Source organism: Streptosporangium sp. NPDC006930 (assembly GCF_040635605.1).
In the GTDB taxonomy this organism is placed as follows: domain Bacteria; phylum Actinomycetota; class Actinomycetes; order Streptosporangiales; family Streptosporangiaceae; genus Streptosporangium.
This window is the reverse complement of record NZ_JBEYID010000011.1, coordinates 20,814-40,853: the sequence shown is the minus strand read 5'-3', so window position 1 is coordinate 40,853 and position 20,040 is coordinate 20,814. Positions and strand designations below refer to the sequence as shown.

The window sequence follows — 20,040 nt, the reverse complement described above, 5'->3', positions numbered from 1 at the left end:
GGCGCCACCGCCTCAGCCCGCGTCACGGCAGGCCCGGTAGAAGTCGCGCCAGTCCTGGCGCTCGCGCACCACGGTCTCCAGGTATTCGCGCCAGACGACGCGGTCGGAGACCGGGTCCTGGATCACGGCGCCGACGATGCCCGAGGCCACGTCGGAAGCGCGGAGCACCCCGTCGCCGAAGTGCGCGGCCAGGGCGATGCCGTTGGTGAGGACGGAGATGGCCTCCGCGGTGCTGAGCGTTCCGCTGGGGGACTTGACCTTGGTGCGGCCGTCCTCGGTGACACCGGTGCGCAGCTCCCTGAAGACCGTGACGACGCGGCGGATCTCCTCCAGGCCGGTGAGGGTCTCGGGCAGTTCCAGGGAACGACCGAGCTGACCGACCCGCCGGGAGACGATGTCCACCTCCTCCTCCGCGGTGGCGGGCACCGGCAGCACGACGGTGTTGAACCTGCGGCGCAGCGCGCTCGACAGGTCGTTGACGCCCCGGTCGCGGTCGTTCGCGGTGGCGATGATGTTGAAACCACGCGAGGCCTGGACCTCCCGGTTGAGCTCGGGGATCGGCAGCGTCTTCTCCGACAGGACGGTGATCAGCGCGTCCTGGACGTCGGAGGGCATGCGGGTCAGCTCCTCCACGCGGGCGAGCCGCCCCTCGGCCATCGCCCGCATCACCGGACTCGGCGTGAGCGCCTCCATGGACGGGCCCTCGGCGAGCAGCCTGGCGTAGTTCCAGCCGTAGCGGACGGCCTCCTCCGCGGTGCCCGCCGTCCCCTGCACCAGGAGGGTGGAGTCGCCGCTGATCGCGGCGGCCAGGTGCTCGGACAGCCAGGTCTTGGCGGTGCCGGGCACCCCGAGCAGCAGCAACGCGCGGTCGGTGGCGAGCGTCGCCACGGCCACCTCGACGATGCGCCGCGGCCCGATGTACTTGGGGGTGATCTGGTCGCCGTCGCCCAGAACGTAGGTGGTCACCGCCCAGGGCGACAGCTTCCAGCCCGGCGGACGGGTGCGATCGTCGCCCTTGGCCAGAATCGCCAGCTCCTCGGCGTACTGGTCTTCGGCGTGGGCCCGCAGAACCGTTGTCACTATCTGAGCTCCTTCAACATGTCGTCACGGAAACGCAGGAGGGCGGCGACCTCCTGGATGGGGGGCTCCGGCGAGAGGCGCCCGGCCATGTCGTGCAGGGTGGGGTCGATGCGTTCACCGGCGAGCCTGGCCAGCTCCCCGAGGTTCCACGGCTGGGTGCCGGAAACGTCGATGATCTTCTGGAGGACGGCCGTGGCCAGAACGGGTCCCCAGGGGGCCGCGGCCCCGCCGAGGACCATGATCAGCTGACCGTCCAGGCCGTGCCGCCGAACGAAGTCGGCCGCGACGATCTCCTGCCTGTCGCGGGGCAGCGCGGCCAGCAGATCGGCGAGCGGATCCCAGGCGAAGAGCTCCAGCGCCCACTCCGGGTCGCCCTGGATGACGGAGGCCCTCACCCAACCGGCCATGAGCTCCCGACCCCAGTCGACGATCTTCATCCGGACCAGGTCGCGAGGCGGTCGTCCGAGCAGCCGAGGCCAGACACCGAGCGGGGTGCGGGCCACGGCCTGCTGCAGCCACCAGCTCCGCTCACCGGTCCCCCGGGGCGGTTTCGTCCGGATGCCGTCGCGCTCCATGGTGCTGTCGCAGGCCACCGGCGGGGTGACGTGGATCTCGCCGCCGGAGACGGTGACGTAGCGGGCGACCCGCTCGGCCATGCGCAGGGCCAGGCGCGATCCGGGGAGCCGGGTGAGCAGGTCGGCGGCCTGGTTGCGGACCTCACGGCGGCGGTCGTCGAGCGCGGCCTCCAGGAACGGCTCGTCGTCGGGTGAGAGCCCGGTGACGAGAACCTCCAGGAACGCCGCCCTGTCCTCGGCGGTCTCCTTCTCCCAGCCGGCGGCGAGCAGCTCTCGCGCCCTCGCCGGGTCGGTCGCCCGCAGGGCCCCCAGGTGGACGCGGCGGTCACCCGGGGTGCCGAACTCCCAGATCTCGGAGACCTCGTCGGAGCCGGTGGTGGCGACTCCGGTGACCTCCTCCAGCAGGAAGGCCCACGCCGGGTTCAGCCCGGCCAGCCAGCGTCCTCGGTTTCCCGCGAGGACGCCGAGGTGGGGGCGGATCGACCGGTCCTTGGCCGCGTGGTCGAGAAGTTCGGGCAGCAGGTGCGGCGAGAGGCGGTATCCGCGCGCGGCCGCGGTCTCCAGCCACTCGGTGAGCAGCCTCGGCTGCTCACCGCCGAGGATGCGGGAGAGCCGCTCCCCCGCGGCGCGCGAGACCGCGGGCTGCTCCTCGGGCGCCGCGACGGCCGGTGGCTCACCCGCGGCGACCGGCCGCCGTCCCGCGCGCATCCGCAGCGTGTGCACGACCGCGCGCCCGAGCAGCTCCACCTCGCTCGCCTCCTGACCCGGCAGAGGGCGCCGGTCGGTCCCGACGAGCGCGGTGGACACCAGGTCCTCCCATTCGGCGGAGGTGCTCACAGGACGATCACCCTGCCTTCCTCGTCCCAGGTCGTGAGGGGGCGCAGTCCCCTCGGGGTCCATTCGGCGGCGACGGTCAACGGGTGTCCGCCGGAGGTGGCGACCAGCCGCCACGGGGTGCCCGCGGACGGATGGAGAGGCAGCCCGCCGGAGGGCCCGGCCAGGAGGCGCGAACCGCTGCCCGCGGGGGTCACCCCCTCCAGCACGAGCGGCCAGGAGTCCAGCCAGGGGTCGCCCGCGAGGGCCTGGGCCACCTCGTCGAGAGCCTGCTCGACGGTGAGACCCGGCGGCCCCGCCGTGGCGACACGGTCACGGGCGACGGCGTGAGGGGCGGGACCGTCGCGAACGTGGTCGCGAAGACCGGGATCGCGGTGGGCCGGGTCATCGTGAGCAGGTTCGCGGTGGGCGGGGTCATGGTGAACGGAGTCATGACGGGCAAAGTCATGACGGGCGGAGTCATCGCGAACGGACCCGTGACGGGCGGCGACCACCGCGCGCAGCGGAGCGGAGCCGGGATAGAACGCCAGGTCGGCGTCGATGGTCGTGCCGGTGACGAGTGAGGCGTCGAGGGCCTGTCCGACCGGGGCGAACGAGAGCACCAGCGCCGCCCGGCCCGTCGCGCGCCCGCGAAGCCAGACCCGGCGCGCGATCAGCCGGTCGTGCTCCTCGTCGCGCCGTCCCAGCACGTCCCACAGGTCGCGCACGGTGCCGCGGGCGAGCACCTCCTCCTTCGTCATCGGGAAGCCGATCCGGTCGCGCACCCTTTCGAGAAGCCCCACGGGAGCCGCTTCCCCGCGTACCTCCTCGCCGTCCAGCGCGTCGGAACGGGCCTCGGAGCCGTCGCCGGCCTGGAGGGGAAGGCTGCGATGGGCCACGCAGAGCAGGTGCAGCAGCGCGTACTCGCTGAGGAGACGTGCGGGCCAGTCGTCGCCGTCCAGCACGGCACCGAGGCGCGACAGCGAACCCGCGACGGCGGGCGCTTGAGCGTCGATCAGGCGTTTGACCAGGTCGTCCCACTGATCGTGGCGCCGCGACTTCGCGATGCCCTGCCTGACCTGGTCGGCGAGCCAGCGCTCCAGATCCGACAGCCCCGCGGTCACCCGCTGCTCGCGCTGCGCGGCCCGGCGACCGTCCGCAGGACCGGGCTCGGCGGCCCTGGCCGCGCGGGCCGTCCCCGCCTCCGCCGCCTTGGCGGCGCGACCGCGCCGCCCTTCGAGCCACTCGGCCACCCAGTCGGCGGGCTCCTCGGCGGCGGGAACACCGTCTGCCGACCACAGCAGCAGCAGGCCGAGGGCGTGTTTGCACGGAAACTTCCGGCTGGGGCAGCTGCATCGGTAGGCGGGCTCCGACAGGTCGACGCACGCCCGGTAGGGCTTGGAGCCGCTGCCCGCGCACTCGCCCCACACCACGTCGGCGGTCACGCCGCATCCCGACCACTTGCCGGGGGAGGAAACGCCCTGGGCCGCTTTCTTGGATGAGGCGTCGGGCGCGAGCGCCAGCACCTGATCCCGGTTCCACCGTTCGATCACGGACCGAACCTAGCCAACCCCGCCGACAAATCCGGACCCGTCCGCGACGGCAGCCCCACAGCACGCCCGACGGAACCGCCCCCCTCACGGAAGCACGCTCCCGACGGCCGTCCCACAGCACGTCGAGCGGAACCGCGTCCCCGGAAGTCCCTAGAATCGGTGCGATGACGACTCCTTCACGTCCTCCGCTCGCCGAGGCCCTCGACCTGCTGCCGCATCCCGAGGGCGGCTGGTTCCGGGAGACCTGGAAGACCTCCGTCGACCTCACCCCGCCCGGGTACTCCGGTGCGCGAGCCACCGCCACCGGGATCTACTTCCTGCTGGAGCCCGGCGAGGAGTCGCGCCCGCACGTGGTCACCTCCGACGAGGTGTGGTTCTGGCACCGGGGCGGCCCGCTGACACTGATCCTCGGCGGCCACGAGGGCCAACCTTCGGAGAGCGTGACCCTGGGGCCCCGGGTGGAGGATGGGCAGGTCCTCCAGGCCCTGGTGCCCGGCGGCACCTGGCAGGCCGCCCGTCCCACCGGCGACGAGGGCGTGCTGGTGAGCTGCGTCGTGTCACCGGGCTTCGACTTCGCCGACTTCCGAATGCTCTGACGGAATGGTCTGACGGAGAACATGCTCGGCTCCGCCGCACGACCGGAGCCGAGCTCCGCGTGGCCGGACAGTCCGCGTACGGGTTCCGCCGGTCTTCGCATGCTCCGATGGACGACATGGCGGACGGACCGGCGCGAGGAGATGACGCGAACGGCCTCCCGCCGAGGTGACGGGCTCCCGGATCGCGGGGAGAATGCGGTCAAGGTCCACATCGGGAGGTCGAAGATGACCAGCGAGATCGTCTCCGTCATCGGCGGAAAGGAAACGTCCAACGGCACGGCCTACGAGTCGGTCAACCCGGCTCGGGTGGCCGAGGTGGTCGCGCGGGTCCGGCTGGCGGACGCGAGCACGTTCTCCTCCGCGTGCCGCACGGCCGCCGCCGCGCAACGGGAGTGGACGCGGGTCCCCGCGCCCGTGCGGGGACGGGTGATCGCCTCGATCGGACGCCTGGTGGAGGCGAACGCCGAGGAGCTGGCCCGCCTCGTCACCCGCGAGATCGGCAAGCCGTACGCCGAGGCGCTGGGCGAGGTACGCGAGATCGTCGACACGTGCGACTTCTTCCTCGGCGAGGGCAGGCGGCTGTACGGGCAGACGGTCCCCTCGGAGATGCCGGACAAGAATCTGTTCACCTTCCGGGTCCCGGTGGGGGTGGCCGCGGTGATCACGGCGGGCAACTTCCCCGTCGCGGTGCCGTCGTGGTATCTGGTCCCGGCCCTGCTGTGCGGCAACACGGTGGTGTGGAAGCCCGCCGAGTACGCGGCGGCCTCCGCGCACGCGCTCTACCGGCTGTTCGTCGCGGCGGGGCTGCCCGACGGCGTGCTGAACCTGGTTCTCGCCGACGGCGACGCGACGTTCCAGGGATTGGAGGCGGCCCTTGCGGAGGGCACGGTGCACAAGGTCGGGTTCACCGGCTCCACCGAGGTGGGCCGCCGTGTCGGCGAGCTGTGCGGGCGCCACCTGCAGTCCCCGTGCCTGGAGCTGGGCGGCAAGAACCCGATGGTGGTGATGCCCGACGCCGACCTCGACCTGGCCGTGGAGGGCGCCCTGTTCGCGGGCTTCGGCACCGCCGGGCAGCGGTGCACGTCGCTCGGCACGGTGATCGTGCACGAGAGCGTCCACGAGGAGTTCCTCAGCCGGTACTCACGCGCCGTGGCCGGGGCAACGATCGGCGACCCCGCGGGGGACGTGCTGTGCGGGCCGCTGCTCGACCAGAGGTTCGCCGCGCGCTACGAGGAGTATCTGGGCTGGATCCAGCCGCACCACACGGTCGTCTCCGGCCCCACCGGCCGCATCACCCCGGACAACCCGCGCGGCGACTTCACCGGGGAAGGCGGTCTCTACTACCACCCGGTGATCGTGGACGGCGTCCGCCCCGGTGACCGGCTCTTCCTGGAGGAGACCTTCGGCCCCATCGTCGGCGTGACGCCTTTCAGCGCGTTGGACGAAGCCGTCGACCTGGCCAATCTCCCCGGCTACGGGCTCTCCTCCTCCGTCTACACCACCGACCCTGCGTCGGCGTTCCGCTTCCGCGAGGGCATCGGCGCGGGCATGGTCAGTGTCAACAACTCCACCTCGGGCGCGGAGGCCCACCTGCCCTTCGGCGGCAACGGCAAGTCGGGCAACGGCAGCCGCCAGTCGGGCATGTGGGTCCTCGACCAGTTCACCCGCTGGCAGGCGATGAACTGGGACCACTCGGGCAGGCTTCAGAAAGCCCAGATGGACGTCGCCGAGATCGTCCCCGACCTGGACTTCCGCCTGTCGACCTGACTCCTTCAGTGGTGTGTCACCACGTACTCGAAGACCTCGAAGCCGGTGAAGAGCACGAGCGCGACGGTGAGGAGGGCGTACAGCAGGACGGGCTGCGCCAGGAGGCGACGCGGCCGGGGTACGGCGGGCGAGGGTCCGGGCTCGGCGTCGGGAACGGGCGTGAGGCCGGCGGCCACGCCGGAGGACATCGCCGCGGACGGCTCGGCGGTGACGCGGGGGTGCGCGCTCGGAGGGAGGGCTCGGACGCCGTCGCGGCCGCAGACGGGACAGCTCGCCCCCGACCAGGGCGACTGGACCACGACACCCGACCGCAGCCAGAGAACGGCATCGTGTCCGTGCCCGTCGCTCAGATGGCGGACGAGGTATTCCTCCTGCCACCGGTGCCCGCAGTGCGCGCACCCCAGCGGCCAGGTCTCGTGAGCACTGAATTCCTCGTGCACGAGGACCCCCTCAGTCGTGTCAACGAATATCCGTCCTGAGTGTGAACTCACTCCCCCGTCACAACAAGTGATGAAACAGTACGAAAACCGTTACGACCACATAGTGAGACTATTCTTCTTGAAATATGAGACTCCTGCTACGGTCCGAAGAGCGCGACGACAAGGGAGGGTTCCCATGACAGGCAAGGACGCCGTCTACACGCACGGGCATCACGAGTCCGTGCTCAGGTCCCACAGATGGCGTACGGCGGAGAACTCGGCGGCACACCTTCTGCCGCACCTGAGACCGGGCATGAGGCTGCTGGACGTGGGGTGCGGACCGGGCACCATCACGGCCGACCTGGCGGAGCGGGTCGCGCCCGGCGCGGTCACCGCGGTCGACATCACCGAGGAGGCGCTCGGGCCGGCCCGCACGGAGGCTGAGCGGCGAGGCCGCTCCGACATCACGTTCGCCGTGGCGGACGTGCACGCGCTGGAGTTCCCCGACGACACCTTCGACGTCGTTCACGCCCACCAGGTGCTGCAGCACGTCGGCGACCCGGTCCAGGCGCTGCGCGAGATGCGGCGGGTCTGCGCACCGGGCGGGGTCGTCGCGGTACGCGACAGCGACTACGCCACGTTCACCTGGTTCCCCGAGACGCCCGAGCTCGACGAGTGGCTGGACCTGTACCAGAGGGTGGCGAGGGCGAACGGCGGCGAACCCGACGCGGGACGGCGACTGCTGTCGTGGGCGCACGCGGCGGGGTTCACCGACGTCTCGGCCACCTCCTCCGCCTGGTGCTTCGCCACTCCCGACGACCGCGCGTGGTGGGGAGGCATGTGGGCCGATCGGGTCCTGAAATCGGACATGGCCCGCCAGGCGCTCGCCTCGGGCGCCGCCACCCAGGAGGACCTGCGCCGCATTTCAGAGGGCTGGCGGTCCTGGGCCGCGGATCCGGACGGCTGGCTGTCACTGCTCCACGGCGAGCTGATCTGCCGCGTCTGAGCCTCGACGCCTCGCGAATCCCGCCTCCCCGAGGCTCCCCGGCCTCTCCGCTCTCCCACACGCCTGTGCGATCCGGCGTTCCCGAAGTTCCCGGATCTCGGGTGAGGGGAAGGCCGGCGGACTCGGGACGCCCCCGGTGGGGGCGCCCCGAGGAAGGGTCAGGGTTGCTGAGTGATCTTGACGTTGTCGATCCCGGCCTCGACCAGGGAGGCGCCCGAGGCGTCACCGGCCTCGATCAGGATGCGGACCGTCTGCCCCGCGAAGGCGGAGAGGTTGGCCGTCGCCACGGCCCAGGCGCCGTTGCGGTTGGAGGCCGCGCCGAGCTGCTGGAACACCTGGGTGGTGGTGGAGCCGACGACCTTCACGCGCAGGTAGTCGGCGCTTGAGGAGTTGGAACCGTGCGCCAGATACCACGACAGCGACAGGTTCAGCGTCCCGGTCGACGGCAGGGTGATGGCCGGGGAGCGGATGCTGGTGATGCCTCCGTCGATGTCGTAGTCGCCGGCCGCGGCGCCCGCGAGCCTCCCGGTGACCAGGTCGTTGGTGCCGCTCACGGTGGTGCCGAGCTGCTTGGCGCCGCTGGAGTTGGTGGCCTGCGGGACGCCTCGCTCCCACTGGCCCGAGGTGGCGGTGTCGGTCCCTGAGGGGTTGGTCGTCCAGCCGGTCGCCGTCTCGAAATCGTCGGAGTAGACGGTCACCGGTGGGGTGCCGGTCCCGCAGTACTGCGACTCCTTGCCGATGATCCGGTAGACGCAGTCGGCGTACTCCAGGAAGCGCAGCGTGGCCTCCTTGTTGCGGGTCGTCTGCGGACCGATCTGCTCGTCAGGGGGGTAGAAGCCCGGCGAGGAGCTGACCGGGTACATCTCGAAGGTGTAGCTGAAGATCTTGTAGACGCCCCACAGCCAGTCGTCGATCGTGCCGTCGGTGATGTAGAGGTCGCTGGCCTGCTGGGGGGTGTAGTTGTTGGTGGAGGCCATGTTCTGTCCCAGGGTCGCGTGCGCGTCACGGTCGTCCTGGGTGAGGCCGGGGCCGGTGTCGTTGTAGGTGTAGCCGTACGGCCACAGGATCAGCTCGCCGTAGGTGTGCCAGTCGATGTGCGCCTTGATCTGCTGCACGCCGCCGACGACCCGGCTGCGCACCCAGTTGGACACGGCCCTCACCTCGGGGGCCGATTCGGCCGCCGAACCACGGTAGGTGTCGCTGGAGGCGGAGCCCGAGGAGCCTCCACAGCAGCCCCAGTTGTAGCCCCAGTTGCGGTTCAGGTCGGTGCCCACCGCCGATGAGCCCGAGTTGGGCTGGCGGTTCTTGCGCCAGGAGCGGTAGGAGCCCGCGGCGATGTCGTACTCGCCGCCGTCGGGGTTGAGGTCCGGCATGATCCAGATCTCGCGGCCGTTGACCAGGTTGGTGATGCGGCTGTCGGTGCCGTACTCGTCGGTGAACAGGTTGAGCAGATAGATCGCCATCTCGACGGTCAGATGCTCGCGGGCGTGCTGGTGGTGGGTGAACAGCACCTCGGGTTCGTTCTCGTCCGTGTTGACGTTGTCGCTGATCTTGACGGCGATCAGGTCGCGTCCCTCGTACGAGGTGCCGTAGCTGATCTTGCGGGCGATCGTCGGGTGGTCGGCGACGATCTGGTTCACCGCGGCGGTCATCTCGGCGTAGTTGTGGTAGCCGGAGTCCGCCGTCGGGAAGTCGGCGAGCCGCTCCGGCCCGGTCGGGGACAACGACTTGGGGATCTTCGTGACGGTGTAGCCGAGTTTCTTGATCTCGGCGACCTCCGCCTCGCTGGCGGTGATCACGACCGAGTCGGGGTCGACCTGGTCGATCGCGGCGCCGGTGGCGGCCACCGCACTTCGCTGCTGGGCGGTGCTCGGCCCCTGGACCTTGTACTGGCTGTTCGGTTGCGGCTCGGCCGAGGCTCCCGCCCCGGTCACACCGAGACATAACAGCGCCAGGGCGGCGAACACCACGATCAGACGGCGTCTCACCTGCATCCTCCTCAGGCACGCACTCTAGGGTTTTGTCGCATGCCTCCACTGAGAGTCAAACAGCGGCGTTGATTAGCAAAGGCCCAAATTTTTGCGGCAGCGGTAACTTCGCCGCACGGCCGGACAGAACCCGGGGTGAGATCGGGGTGAAACCCGGCCAGGCCTCAGAAGGCGATCTCGAACCAGAGGATCCTGGACCCCTCGGGGGCGTCGTCCTGGATGCCCCAGTCGTCGGCGAGCAGATCCACCAGGAACATGCCCCGCCCGCCCTCCGCCTCCGGCTCGTTGCGCACGTGCGGCACCGACGCCCCCGACCCGGCGTCGCAGACCTCGACCAGCACCGCGGTCGATCCCACCGCCACGGTCATCGCGACCTCGCCACCACCTCCGGAGCCGGAGTGGAGCACCGAGTTCGTCACCACCTCGCTCACCAGGAGGACGACGTCGTCGGACGCGGGATGCCCCTCACCGAGCAGCTCCCTGACCCGGCTCCGCGCCACCGACACCGACTCCGGGACTCCTTTGAGGGTCATCGTCGATCCTGGCGAGGCGGCCCGCCGTCCGGTCGTCATCGTTGACCTCGCTCCCCGACGCGCATATTCCATGCACATCGCCCTCTGAGATGGCACACTCACTCACGGTGAACTGTTCTATCAAGGACTGCAATACCTCATGTTGGGATTCCACAGATTTGCTATCAAAGGACGGAGGGAGGTGGATGCGTGGCCTCTCGACACAGCCCCACGGCCCGTCATCGCCGTCTGATGGCTGAGCTGAGCCGTCTGCGAAAGGACAGTGGGCTGACGCGGGGAGAGGTGGCCGAGCGGATCGGCTCCACCGACACCACCGTCTGGAGGTACGAGACGGGCCAGTCCCGGCCTCGCCCCTCGGACGTGTCAGCCCTCACCGAGGTGTACGGCGTGACCGGGGAGGCGAGAGACTCCCTGATCCAGATGGCCGTCGAAGCCAGAAGACGGAGCTGGTGGCACCCCCACCGTCAGGCTCTCAAGCCCGGCTTCGACTCCTACATCGGGCTTGAGGCCGAAGCGTCGCTCGTGCGCTCGTACGAGCCGCTGGTCGTCCCCGGCCTGATGCAGACCGAACCGTACGCACGCGCGGTGATCGAGGCGACCTCAGTAGTCCAGACCCCCTCCACGGTCGAGGAGACGGTCTCCGTGCGCATCTCGCGTCAGCGGTTGCTGCACGGGCCCGGTGACCCGATCCACCTTGTCGCCGTGCTCGACGAAGCGGTGATCCGGCGTCGGATCGGCGGTGGCGACATCATGTCGGAGCAGCTGGAGCATCTCGTCCATCTCGGCACGCTGCCCAACGTGGAGATACGGGTCGTCCCGTTCTCCGTGGGGGCGCACGCCGCGATGGACGGCAAATTCTGCCTGCTCAGCTTCCCCGAACCCGAAGCCCCCGACCTGCTCTATCTGGAGCAGGCCGCGAGCGGGGACGTGCCGGACAACCCCGAGCAAGTCCGCCGATACGCCTCCATGTTCGAGAGTCTCTGCGAGATGGCTCTCAGCGAGGAGGCCTCGGCAGCCTTCATCGCCCAGATGGCGAGAAGGTTCTCCTCCCCCTAGCAGTAGAAGGAAGAAAAAGTGCGAGGGTCCACGATGGATCTGTCCGGCGCCGAGTGGCGTAAGAGCGTCCGTAGCACCAACGGAGGTGACTGCGTGGAGGTCGCGGTCGTCCCCGGTGAGCAGGCGGCCGCCCGGCACAAGGCGAACGCCGATCGGCTGTATCTCGTCCGCGACTCCAAGGATCCGGGCGGCCCGGCGCTGGCGTTCACCCGGAGCGAGTGGGACGCCTTCGTCGGCGGCGTGAAGGACGGCGAGTTCGACTGACGGAGCTCCGGGGGAACCAGCCTCACGGTTCCCCCGGAACCTCCGGCCACAGCCCGCCCGCGGCCTCGGCCCGGCGGGCTGTGGTCGTCGTCCCTCACTCGCTACCCGTCACTCCTTAACCGTCGCCGTTTCCCACCGCCGTCTCCCGGTCTTCGTCACCCGGGCCCTCACTCGCCGGCCGTCGCTCGCCGGAGATCCCAGGACCGGCCGGGAGTCCTCAGTGCGGAGGCCGCTCTTCGGTGCCGTTGTAGCCGAGGATCCGCATCGCGACCTGCGGGTCCATCGCCGCGGCGAGCAGCTGAGCACGCTCCACGGCACTGTCCCGCTGAGCCTCGGCCCTGGCCTTGGCCGCCTGCGCCCCCCTGGTGACCGCGGCCACGATCGCCGCCCCCACAATCGCCGCCAATACGGCGACGAACACCACCGTGAGCGTGCCGGAGTCCGGCGAGCCCGCGCGGCCCATCGTGACCGCCCCGCCGCTGAGCACGTAGGCGCCCAGCGTCGTGAAGACCGCGAGTGCGGCCAGGCTGGCCACGACCACGAACACCATCCGCGACTTCCCGCCACGCGAGGCGGGAGGGGCGAGCGGTGGCGGGGGTGGCGGTGGCGTGGACGGCGACGGGCGAGGCGCCCGGGTGTCGTCGCCCCAGGGCACGAAGTCGGGCCCGGCCGCGGAGGCCGAAGGCACCGGGGGCGCCAAGGCCGACATCGTGCCCGGCAGCGTCGGCACCGGGCTCGACACCGCGTTCGACACCGGGGAACCGTGACCGTTACCCGTGAGCATCGCCCCCTGGACGACCACGGCCGCGGGTTCGAGCACGGGCACGGCCCGCGGGACGGGCAGGGCCCGTGCCACGTGGCTGTGCTCGCGGTGCGCCCGCGCCGCCTCCAGGTGATACTCCTCGATCTCGGCGTAGAAGTCGTCCGAGGCGTAGACGGAGCCGTCGATCAACGGCCCCCGCCTGCGTTCCAGGATCGCGACCACGTCGTCACCGTTGAGCGTCTTGTGCGCCTCCAGCGCGTGCGCCAGGCACAGGACGTCCCGCCGGTGCTCGCGCAGCAGTCGCTCGGTGCGGTCGAGCAGGCCCACCAGGTTGAACTCGATGCGCTCGCCCAGCACGTCGGGGGCGAGCGGCTGGCCGCCCCCCGGCGTCTTGGTGAAACCGATGCCCCCGCCACCCGGCTTGGGCATCGACTTGCCACCCAGGATCTCCAGCTCCTGCAGCGCGGGCACCGAGGTCACCCCGCGCCCCATGCCCCAGTGCGCCTCCATCAGCGCGGTGAGGTACGTCGCGGAGAACAGGTCACCGGAGACCCCTGAGGAGTTGTCCTCGCCGAAGAACATCCGCTCCCCCGCCAGGGAGGCGAGTGAGACCATGATGTCGGCCTCGTGCTCGGACTTCCAGCGGGTGAACTGGTCTTCCGGCTTGATGCTCGCCACCATGCCGAGGTAGTCGGCGCCCTTCTCGATGGTGGCGATGTCGATCTCCAGGTGGTAGCGGGTGCGGTACGCCGCCACGGCGTGGCAGGCCTCGTGCACGGCTACCGCGTGCCGCTCGCGCTCGATGTACTCCACGTCCTCGGGCGGGCCGAGTTGCTTGAGCCGCTTGGCGCGGGTCACGTCCGACCAGGTGATGGTCTCCCTGCCGTCGCGGATCGCGGTGATGAGCGACTCGTTCACCAGGTCCTTGATCGTGGCACCGGTGGCGTAGGGGGTGATCGTCGCCAGCTTGTCCAGCTGCGCTTCGGTGAGCTCGTGGTCGACCTTGTCGAAGTAGCCCCGGTAGGTGCGCACCCGGCCCGCCTTCGAGGGATAACCCACCTTGTAGATGCGGTCGATGCGGCCAGGCCGCAGCAGAGCCTCGTCCAGTGAGTTGGGCATGTTGGTGGCCATCATGACCAGGATCCGGTACTTCGGCGGCGGCTTGGGACGCATGCCGAAGAGCCTTCGCACGTGCCGGTTGACGATGCCTCTCGGCTTCTTCAGGCCCGACAGCTCGGTGAGCAGCGCCTGCAGCGTGCCCGCGTCGCCGCCGCCCCCGCCCATACCGCCCATCATGAAGCGGCTGCGGCCGGTGTCGGGCTCGTTCGGCTCGGCCGCGCCCTTGCGGGTCAGCAGCCACCGGGTGTCCTCGCTGAGATAGCCGAAGCCGTGGCATCCGGCGGCGTGCGGGGAGAACCCGGGAGCGCCCCTGGGGCCCTGCTGCGCCAGCGAGCCGCGTTTGCCGAGGGAGTCGGCCTCGTCGAAGAAGACGATCACGCCGCCGTAGCGCAGCGAGAGCTTGCGGAGCTTCCTGAACAGCGACTTCACCTTCAGGATGCCGATGCCCATGAACATGTTGACGAACGCGCCGGGGTCGACGAACACGTACGGTTTGCCGGTCTCCCCGGCCACGGCCTCGGCCATCAGGGTCTTGCCGGTGCCCGGCGGCCCCCACAGCAGCAGGCCGCTGGGCACGTAGCCGCCGCGCTCCTCGATCGCGTCCGGCCGCTCCAGGAAGACGATGTTCTCCTTGACCCGCTCGACGACGTGGTCCTGGCCCCAGACGTCGGTGAAGCGGGTCTTGATGTCGTCGGGGAAGTACGTCTCCACACCGCCCCGCGACAACAGCCAGAACAGGCCGATGAACTGGAAGGCGATGAAGAAGAACGCGAAGGCGAGCTGCGCCATGTACGGCAGGGCCTGCCAGAGCAGCGCGGGCGCCTGGAACAGGGCGAGCGCCGGAGAGGTGTCCAGCACCTCCCCGAGGATGAGGGCGAGCACCGTGATCCAGAACACCCACTTGATGGCCCGCGCCATCCTGAAGCGGTTCCAGTCGGAGAAACGGCGATGGCTCCAACGTTCGAAGCCACCGAAAACACCGCGCGTCCAGAACCGGTTGTATCCGGCGGAACGCTCGCTGACGAAGAAGTGGAGTTGCCTCAGGAACTCGGCCCCGAGGAGCCAGAAGATCCACGGTGCCGCGATCGCGGTGATGATCATCGCATCCTGGAACGTGATGATGCCCTCGTACGAGGCCATCTCACTCCACACCAGAACGAAATAGATGATCGTGAGGATGAGCAGGAATTTAATCCGGTCCCAGAACGGCATCTTCTTTCGCCTGTCGGGGTGCGGATCTGTCGGGCCGGAGCCGGGAGCCCGGAGTCCTTCGAAGTTGGGGGGCGGTGGAGGTGACTTCATGGACGGGCTTCTCCTCACCCGGTGAGTCGCTTGACCTTGAAGGATTGCGCGATCTTCTCGAGTTCCCCGGCGCGTTTCCGGTAACAGGCGGCCGAACAGCGGATCAGCAGGGTGGAGATCTGCTTGCCGTCCTCGGCCTGATAGGAGGTGAGGTCGAAGGTCTCGATCCCGGCCCCCTGGATCGCGTAGTTGAACCGCACGTGCACCCCGCGCAGGCCGTCTCCGGGCCGGAGCACCTCGTCGGCGAGCAACTCGAAGTCCTGCAACGGGTAACCGGGGATCTTCGCGTACTCCTTGCGCACCGTCTCGGTGACGGGCAGGACGGAGTTGCGCATGGTGTTCAGGGACAACGAGTCCTGCTCGTCGGGGAGGAGCTTGGCGATCCTGGCGAAGACGAACGGCTCGTCTCCGGTGCCGTAGCCGAGAAGGTGGTCTGGAGAGGGCTGGGAGTGGGCGTCGTAGGCGGCCGACCAGATGAGCTGCCTCTGCAGCCGCGCGGTGGCCGATTCGGGATCGGCCCCGATGGTCGCCTTGTCCAGCGCGGCCTGGTCGACTTTCCGCCAGGTTGCCGGAACCTTGAAGTACGTCTGCCCGTCGTCGTGGCGGACGTAGGTGAACTCAGCACGTGCGCATCCCGTGAGCCCGCCGACCATGGCGGAGACGACCGCCACAGTCACCACGGCGAACCCGGCCCTTGATCTTTTCACCAGGGCTATACCTCCGCTTTACGGGTTAACGAGGTGATTGTGCCCGTTTTTTAAGTGACTCTCTCCTGTCCCGGCTCACCGAACTTCGGAAATCTTGACCAAATCTTTCCGGGAAAACAGCCTCACTTGTTACAAAAAGTCGATGTTGGATTCCCGACATCATTGAACCTCCACCCTCCCTCTCGGTACAGGGGCCAAGCGGACCCACTCCACCTTTTCTGCGGACCGGATCCCCGCAAACCACGGGGATCCGGTCCCATTTGTCGTTTTTTTACCTACATATATGGTTATGCACCTTTTTGGGGGTATAAGGTTCATAATCCCTAAAGTGTGACTCTTTCTGCCTTTGCCGAGAAATGGCATTAAACAGCACCGATGCCTCCTTCTTTAGCGATATATCGGCGAAAACCCCTCAGGGACTGAAACGACGACGAAGCAGCCGACAAGGAGTGATTACTGTGAGGAACGAAGTACGCATAGCCCTCGCCGTGGCCGGCGGCTACCTTCTGGGGCGACGCCAGAAACTGCGACTGGCGATGGCACTGGCCGCCGCCGGAGCAACCGGTCGATTGAGCGGCGGCCAGAGCGACCTCCTGCAGCAGGCGCTGAAGGTGATCAGCTCCTCCCCGGAACTGGCGAAGATCACCGAAAGCGTGCGCGGCGACCTCGTCGACGCGAGCAAGGCCGCCGCCAAGGCCGCGGTAAGCAGACAGGTCGACTCGCTCAGCAACAGACTTCACGACCGGGCCGAATCTCTGCGCAACCCCCTGGAGGACCTGGGAGAGGAACCAGAGGAAGGCGAGGAGGGCGAGAAGCCCAAGCGCGGGCGCATGAAGGGCATCCTGTCCCGCAGGAAGGCACGGCGCCGGGCCGAGGAGGAGGAAGAGTACGAACCGGAGACGGACGAGGAGCAGGAGGAGGACGAGGAAGAAGAAGAGGAGGAGGAGGCTCCGCCCGTCCGCAGGCGTTCCGCCACTTCCGGGCGCCGCAAGCCTGCGGCCAAACCCACCAGGAAGGCGCCTCGGGACTCCGAGGACGAGGAGGAGGACGAGGAAGAAGAAGAGGAGCCACGGGCCAGGTCCAAGCGCCGCCCCCCTTCCCGGAGTGGATCCACCTCTTCTCGCACCAAGCCGACGCCCGCCAGGGCAGGGGGGTGACCTAGATGGCCGAGACCTCGAAGAAGCGTCCTAACAGTGAGGGCGACAAGGAAGCGCCCCCCAACCGACTCAAACAGGAGTTCCAGAACCTCGCCGGAGCCCTTGGGGAGCGGGCTCTGTCATCGGTGAGCGAGAAGGTCCAGGGGGCGACCGGCCGGTTGACCGACTACGCAGAAGGCAGCGGGTCCGGCCTGCTCAGCGCGATGACCGGCTCCAAACACCCCAAAGCGTCTATCGCCGGAAGCATGGTGAAGGGCCTGGGCAAGATGGCGATCGGCGGCCTGACCAAGAAACTGACGGGAGGCGGGGGCAAGGGTGGCCAGAGCGGGAAGCTGAAGATGATCAACATCATCGAGACGATCGACGTCGGCGCCCCCATACGCGTCGTCTACGACCAGTGGACCCAGTTCGGCGACTTCCCGAGCTTCATGAAGAAGGTCGAGGGCGTCGACCAGGAGTCCGACGAGAAGCTCGAATGGACGGCGAAGATCTTCCTGTCCCGCCGGACCTGGGAGTCGACGATCCTCGAACAGCTGCCGGACAAGCGAATCATCTGGCGCTCAAAGGGACAGAAGGGGCACGTCGACGGTGCCGTGACCTTCCACGAGATCACTCCCGATCTCACCCGGGTCCTGCTCGTCCTGGAGTACTACCCGCAGGGCCTCTTCGAGCGCACCGGCAACCTGTGGCGCGCCCAGGGCAGGCGTGCACGCCTGGAGCTCAAGCACTTCCGGCGGCACGTCATGAGCCGGGTGCTCCTGAAGCCCGATGACCTTGAGGGATGGCGCGGCGAGATCCGCGACAGCAAGGTCGTCAAGGACCAGGAGACGGCACTTCGCGAGGAGGAGGAAAGGGAGGAGGCCGAGAAGGGCTCCGAGGAGGAGCCGTCCGACGAGGAACGCACGGAGACCGGCGAGGCCGAGGAGCCGGAAGAGGGCGAGGAGCCGGAAGAGGGCGAGGAGCCGGAAGAGGAGGAAGAGGAGGAAGAAGAGCCCGAGGAGGACGAACTCGAAGAGGAGGAAGAGGAGGAAGAGGAGCCCGAGGAGGAACCGGAAGAGGAGCGCGCGGCCGACGAGGACGAGGAGGAAGAGGAAGAGGAGGAGGAGCCGCCCAGGCGCCCGCAGCGTCGCAGGCCCGCCGCTTCCAAGAGCGCGGAAGAGAAGCCCCAGCGCCCCGCCCGCCGCAGGTCGGCCAGTCGTACGTGACCGGGCAGATCTCAGGGACACCGGGGAGGAGACGCCATGACCATCGTTCAACCTTCGGGCGCCGGTGCGAGCGGCCGCGGGTCCTCGTCAGGACTGGCTGACGTCATCGACACGATCCTCGACAAGGGACTCGTGATCGACGCCTACGTCAGGGTCTCCCTGGTCGGAATCGAACTACTGACGATCGACGCCCGCATCGTGGTGGCCAGCGTGGACACCTATCTGCGCTTCGCCGAGGCCGTCAACCGCCTCGACCTCACCCAGACCGGCAACCAGAAGGGGCTGCCGGAACTGGTGGAGGACATGACGCAGGGCGGTAGCAAGGCGAAGGTCAAGGGCGCGACGCAGGGAGTGCTGGACGCGGCAGGGGAGAAGATCAAAGGCCTGACGACCGGCGAGGACGAGTTCGAGGAGGCCGACGAGGAACGTGAGCCGACGCCCCGCCGCAGACGGCGCAGGGAGGAGTGAGATGCCCGGTTCCACTGGCAAGCGCGGGACGGTCCGGTCGGACAGCCCCAAGACCGACACCCGCAGGACGGCACGGCACGACACCGGTCGCACCGATCAGTCCGCCACGGCTCGATCCGAAGAAAAACCATCCAAGGAACACGGCGCCCCCGGGAGCACGGCCGGCACCTACGTGTACGGGATCATTCCGTCCGACGTCGAGCTGACCCCGGGTACCCGGGGCGTAGGAGATCCACCGAACGTGGTCGAGTTGGTGCGCCACAAGGAGATCGCCGCCCTGGTGAGCGACGTCTTCACCGACCGCCCTCTCGGCAGACCGGACGACCTCATGGCCCACGAGCACCTGCTCGACGCCACCGCCACGCAGGTGCCCGTACTCCCCCTGCGTTTCGGAGCGGTGGTGACGGACGCCCAGGCGGTCGTCGACGAGCTGCTCGCCCCCTACTACGACGAGTTCCTCGCCACGCTGAGCGAACTGGAAGGGCGCGCGGAGTACGTCGTGAAGGGACGCTACGTCGAGCGGGCCATCCTGCGGGAGGTACTCGACGAGGACCCGGAGATCGCGCGGCTGCGTGAGGCGATCCACGGACGCCCCGAGGAGGCGACGTGGGACACGAGGATGCGGCTCGGAGAGCTGATCAACATGTCGATCGCGGCCAAGCGTGAGGCCGACACCGACGCGTTGGTCGAAGCCTTCGACCCGCTCTGCGTCTCCGCCCTCGTCCGCGAGCCCACCCACGAGCGGGACGCCGTCCACGTGGCCCTGCTCGCGGACACCGACCGTGGTCGGGAGATCGAGGAGGCCGTGGACGAGTTCGGGACCCGGTGGGCAGGCCGTGTCGAGCTGCGCCTGCTCGGCCCGCTGGCACCGTACGACTTCGTCAAGACGTAAGGGCCGGGATGTGGAAGGAGGTTGATCGATCGTGGAACCACTGGGGCTCATCTTCGGCCTGCCGCTCGCGCCGCTGCGCGGGCTGATCCGGCTCGCGGAGCTGCTTCAGGAACAGGCCGAGCAGGAACTCCGGAGCCCCGCGGCGGTGAGGCGCCGTCTGGAGGAACTGGAGGAGGCCAGGGCCGCCGGCGAGATCTCCGAAGAGGAGGAGGCCGCGGCCGCGGAGCGGATCCTCGGAGATCTGCTCACCTAGCCGGTAGGACCGCATCGCTGCGGAGACGACGAGGGGAATGATCCCATGCCTGTCAGGCGCGGAACCCGTGAGAAACGCTCCGCCGACGATTCCTACGAGACCGCCGGCGACGAAACCTTCGACGAGGACTTCGACGAGGACGAGGAGTCCCACGAGGACCTCTCTGAGGAGGACCTGGACGAAGAAGAAGAGGACGAAGACGAGGAGGACGAGGACGAGCCCGCGAAGAAGCCGCGGCGGCGTTCCTCCGCCCTGTCCGCGGCGACCGCCGGAGCGGCAGGGTTGCGGCACATCGCCGATCTGACCTCGAAGGAAACGGAAGGGGTGACGTTGGTACGACGGGCCGAGGACGGCTGGCTGGTCGAGGTCGAGGTCGTCGAGAGCCGCCACATCCCCTCCTCCGGCGACATGCTGTCGCTCTACCAGATCGAGCTGGACGCCACCGGCGACCTGCTGTCGTACCGCAGGGTGAAGCGCTACCGGCGCGGCCGGGCGGACAGTGCCGAGGGGGGCTGACGTGGCCG

The 20,040-nt window shown here is 69.0% G+C and carries 19 protein-coding genes; 11 read left to right on the top strand and 8 right to left on the bottom strand.

The features are described from left to right. Positions 1–12 precede the first annotated feature (12 nt). The 3 genes from ABZ664_RS20390 to ABZ664_RS20380 are packed head-to-tail and all read right to left on the bottom strand — an operon-like array spanning position 13 to position 4,021. Complete coding sequence (locus ABZ664_RS20390) at positions 13–1,080, bottom strand: AAA family ATPase (RefSeq protein ID WP_362511782.1); 1,068 nt, start codon at positions 1,078–1,080, stop codon at positions 13–15. After that, positions 1,080–2,492, bottom strand: a complete 1,413-nt coding sequence (locus ABZ664_RS20385; RefSeq protein WP_362511779.1) for a DUF5691 domain-containing protein — start codon at positions 2,490–2,492, stop codon at positions 1,080–1,082. Before ABZ664_RS20385 ends, ABZ664_RS20390 begins: the two co-directional genes overlap by 1 nt. Next, positions 2,489–4,021, bottom strand: a complete 1,533-nt coding sequence (locus ABZ664_RS20380) for an SWIM zinc finger family protein (protein ID WP_362511776.1) — start codon at positions 4,019–4,021, stop codon at positions 2,489–2,491. Before ABZ664_RS20380 ends, ABZ664_RS20385 begins: the two co-directional genes overlap by 4 nt. Positions 4,022–4,185: 164 nt before the next feature. Here ABZ664_RS20380 and ABZ664_RS20375 point away from each other — a divergent pair, with 164 nt between their 5' ends. After that, positions 4,186–4,617 carry a cupin domain-containing protein gene (locus ABZ664_RS20375; RefSeq protein ID WP_362511773.1) on the top strand — a complete coding sequence of 144 codons (432 nt, stop codon included), beginning with the start codon at positions 4,186–4,188 and terminating at the stop codon, positions 4,615–4,617. Between the two features lie 225 nt (positions 4,618–4,842). Next, positions 4,843–6,384 carry an aldehyde dehydrogenase family protein gene (locus tag ABZ664_RS20370; RefSeq protein WP_362511770.1) on the top strand — a complete coding sequence of 514 codons (1,542 nt, stop codon included), beginning with the start codon at positions 4,843–4,845 and terminating at the stop codon, positions 6,382–6,384. Positions 6,385–6,389: 5 nt separating this feature from the next. Here the strand turns inward: ABZ664_RS20370 and ABZ664_RS20365 are convergent, their stop codons facing one another. Next, the gene (locus ABZ664_RS20365) at positions 6,390–6,824 is read right to left on the bottom strand and encodes a hypothetical protein (protein WP_362511767.1); all 435 of its coding nucleotides are present in this window, start codon (positions 6,822–6,824) and stop codon (positions 6,390–6,392) included. 175 nt (positions 6,825–6,999) lie between these two features. Between ABZ664_RS20365 and ABZ664_RS20360 the strand changes: the two genes are divergently transcribed. After that, positions 7,000–7,809 (top strand): methyltransferase domain-containing protein, encoded by an 810-nt coding sequence (locus ABZ664_RS20360; RefSeq protein ID WP_362511764.1) that lies wholly within the window; start codon positions 7,000–7,002, stop codon positions 7,807–7,809. A 158-nt stretch (positions 7,810–7,967) separates the two neighbouring features. Here the strand turns inward: ABZ664_RS20360 and ABZ664_RS20355 are convergent, their stop codons facing one another. After that, positions 7,968–9,803, bottom strand: coding sequence for a M14 family zinc carboxypeptidase (locus ABZ664_RS20355; protein WP_362511761.1), 1,836 nt, complete (start codon positions 9,801–9,803; stop codon positions 7,968–7,970). Between the two features lie 158 nt (positions 9,804–9,961). Beyond that, entirely contained in the window at positions 9,962–10,330 is a 369-nt protein-coding gene (locus ABZ664_RS20350) for an ATP-binding protein (RefSeq protein WP_362511758.1), read from the bottom strand. Between the two features lie 231 nt (positions 10,331–10,561). Here ABZ664_RS20350 and ABZ664_RS20345 point away from each other — a divergent pair, with 231 nt between their 5' ends. Then, positions 10,562–11,386: a helix-turn-helix transcriptional regulator gene (locus ABZ664_RS20345; protein ID WP_362511755.1), complete on the top strand. Its 825-nt coding sequence runs from the start codon at positions 10,562–10,564 to the stop codon at positions 11,384–11,386. Between the two features lie 33 nt (positions 11,387–11,419). Beyond that, positions 11,420–11,650, top strand: coding sequence for a DUF397 domain-containing protein (locus ABZ664_RS20340; protein WP_362512316.1), 231 nt, complete (start codon positions 11,420–11,422; stop codon positions 11,648–11,650). Positions 11,651–11,867: 217 nt separating this feature from the next. Here the strand turns inward: ABZ664_RS20340 and ABZ664_RS20335 are convergent, their stop codons facing one another. Both ABZ664_RS20335 and ABZ664_RS20330 read right to left on the bottom strand, forming a co-directional pair. Then, a complete protein-coding gene (locus ABZ664_RS20335) occupies positions 11,868–14,834 on the bottom strand; it encodes an AAA family ATPase (protein WP_362511752.1) in 2,967 nt (988 codons plus the stop codon). 14 nt (positions 14,835–14,848) lie between these two features. After that, a complete protein-coding gene (locus tag ABZ664_RS20330) occupies positions 14,849–15,541 on the bottom strand; it encodes a hypothetical protein (protein WP_362511750.1) in 693 nt (230 codons plus the stop codon). A 458-nt stretch (positions 15,542–15,999) separates the two neighbouring features. Here ABZ664_RS20330 and ABZ664_RS20325 point away from each other — a divergent pair, with 458 nt between their 5' ends. From ABZ664_RS20325 to gvpO, 6 genes are read left to right on the top strand one after another with little or no spacing between them, the layout of a single operon-like run. Beyond that, positions 16,000–16,698, top strand: a complete 699-nt coding sequence (locus ABZ664_RS20325) for a hypothetical protein (RefSeq protein ID WP_362511747.1) — start codon at positions 16,000–16,002, stop codon at positions 16,696–16,698. A gap of 5 nt (positions 16,699–16,703) precedes the next feature. Continuing rightward, positions 16,704–17,903, top strand: a complete 1,200-nt coding sequence (locus ABZ664_RS20320) for an SRPBCC family protein (protein WP_362511744.1) — start codon at positions 16,704–16,706, stop codon at positions 17,901–17,903. Between the two features lie 36 nt (positions 17,904–17,939). Next, positions 17,940–18,371 carry a gas vesicle protein GvpJ gene (gene gvpJ, locus ABZ664_RS20315; RefSeq protein WP_362511742.1) on the top strand — a complete coding sequence of 144 codons (432 nt, stop codon included), beginning with the start codon at positions 17,940–17,942 and terminating at the stop codon, positions 18,369–18,371. A 1-nt stretch (position 18,372) separates the two neighbouring features. Further along, entirely contained in the window at positions 18,373–19,263 is an 891-nt protein-coding gene (locus tag ABZ664_RS20310; RefSeq protein WP_362511739.1) for a GvpL/GvpF family gas vesicle protein, read from the top strand. A gap of 31 nt (positions 19,264–19,294) precedes the next feature. Continuing rightward, the gene (locus tag ABZ664_RS20305) at positions 19,295–19,516 is read left to right on the top strand and encodes a gas vesicle protein GvpG (RefSeq protein WP_362511736.1); all 222 of its coding nucleotides are present in this window, start codon (positions 19,295–19,297) and stop codon (positions 19,514–19,516) included. Positions 19,517–19,561: 45 nt separating this feature from the next. Further along, on the top strand, positions 19,562–20,032 hold the full coding sequence (gvpO, locus tag ABZ664_RS20300) for a gas vesicle protein GvpO (protein ID WP_362511733.1): 471 nt from the start codon (positions 19,562–19,564) through the stop codon (positions 20,030–20,032). Positions 20,033–20,040: the final 8 nt, after the last annotated feature.

Excerpts from the sequence above, each read along its gene's own strand:
- ABZ664_RS20370 (WP_362511770.1), top strand. The coding sequence starts at position 4,843 with ATGACCAGCGAGATCGTCTCCGTCATCGGCGGAAAGGAAACGTCCAAC.
- ABZ664_RS20355 (WP_362511761.1), bottom strand. The coding sequence starts at position 9,803 with ATGCAGGTGAGACGCCGTCTGATCGTGGTGTTCGCCGCCCTGGCGCTG.
- ABZ664_RS20345 (WP_362511755.1), top strand. The coding sequence starts at position 10,562 with ATGGCTGAGCTGAGCCGTCTGCGAAAGGACAGTGGGCTGACGCGGGGA.
- ABZ664_RS20310 (WP_362511739.1), top strand. The coding sequence starts at position 18,373 with ATGCCCGGTTCCACTGGCAAGCGCGGGACGGTCCGGTCGGACAGCCCC.
- gvpO (WP_362511733.1), top strand. The coding sequence starts at position 19,562 with ATGCCTGTCAGGCGCGGAACCCGTGAGAAACGCTCCGCCGACGATTCC.
- ABZ664_RS20320 (WP_362511744.1), top strand. The coding sequence starts at position 16,704 with ATGGCCGAGACCTCGAAGAAGCGTCCTAACAGTGAGGGCGACAAGGAA.
- ABZ664_RS20335 (WP_362511752.1), bottom strand. The coding sequence starts at position 14,834 with ATGAAGTCACCTCCACCGCCCCCCAACTTCGAAGGACTCCGGGCTCCC.
- ABZ664_RS20350 (WP_362511758.1), bottom strand. The coding sequence starts at position 10,330 with ATGACCCTCAAAGGAGTCCCGGAGTCGGTGTCGGTGGCGCGGAGCCGG.
- gvpJ (WP_362511742.1), top strand. The coding sequence starts at position 17,940 with ATGACCATCGTTCAACCTTCGGGCGCCGGTGCGAGCGGCCGCGGGTCC.
- ABZ664_RS20375 (WP_362511773.1), top strand. The coding sequence starts at position 4,186 with ATGACGACTCCTTCACGTCCTCCGCTCGCCGAGGCCCTCGACCTGCTG.
- ABZ664_RS20360 (WP_362511764.1), top strand. The coding sequence starts at position 7,000 with ATGACAGGCAAGGACGCCGTCTACACGCACGGGCATCACGAGTCCGTG.
- ABZ664_RS20340 (WP_362512316.1), top strand. The coding sequence starts at position 11,420 with ATGGATCTGTCCGGCGCCGAGTGGCGTAAGAGCGTCCGTAGCACCAAC.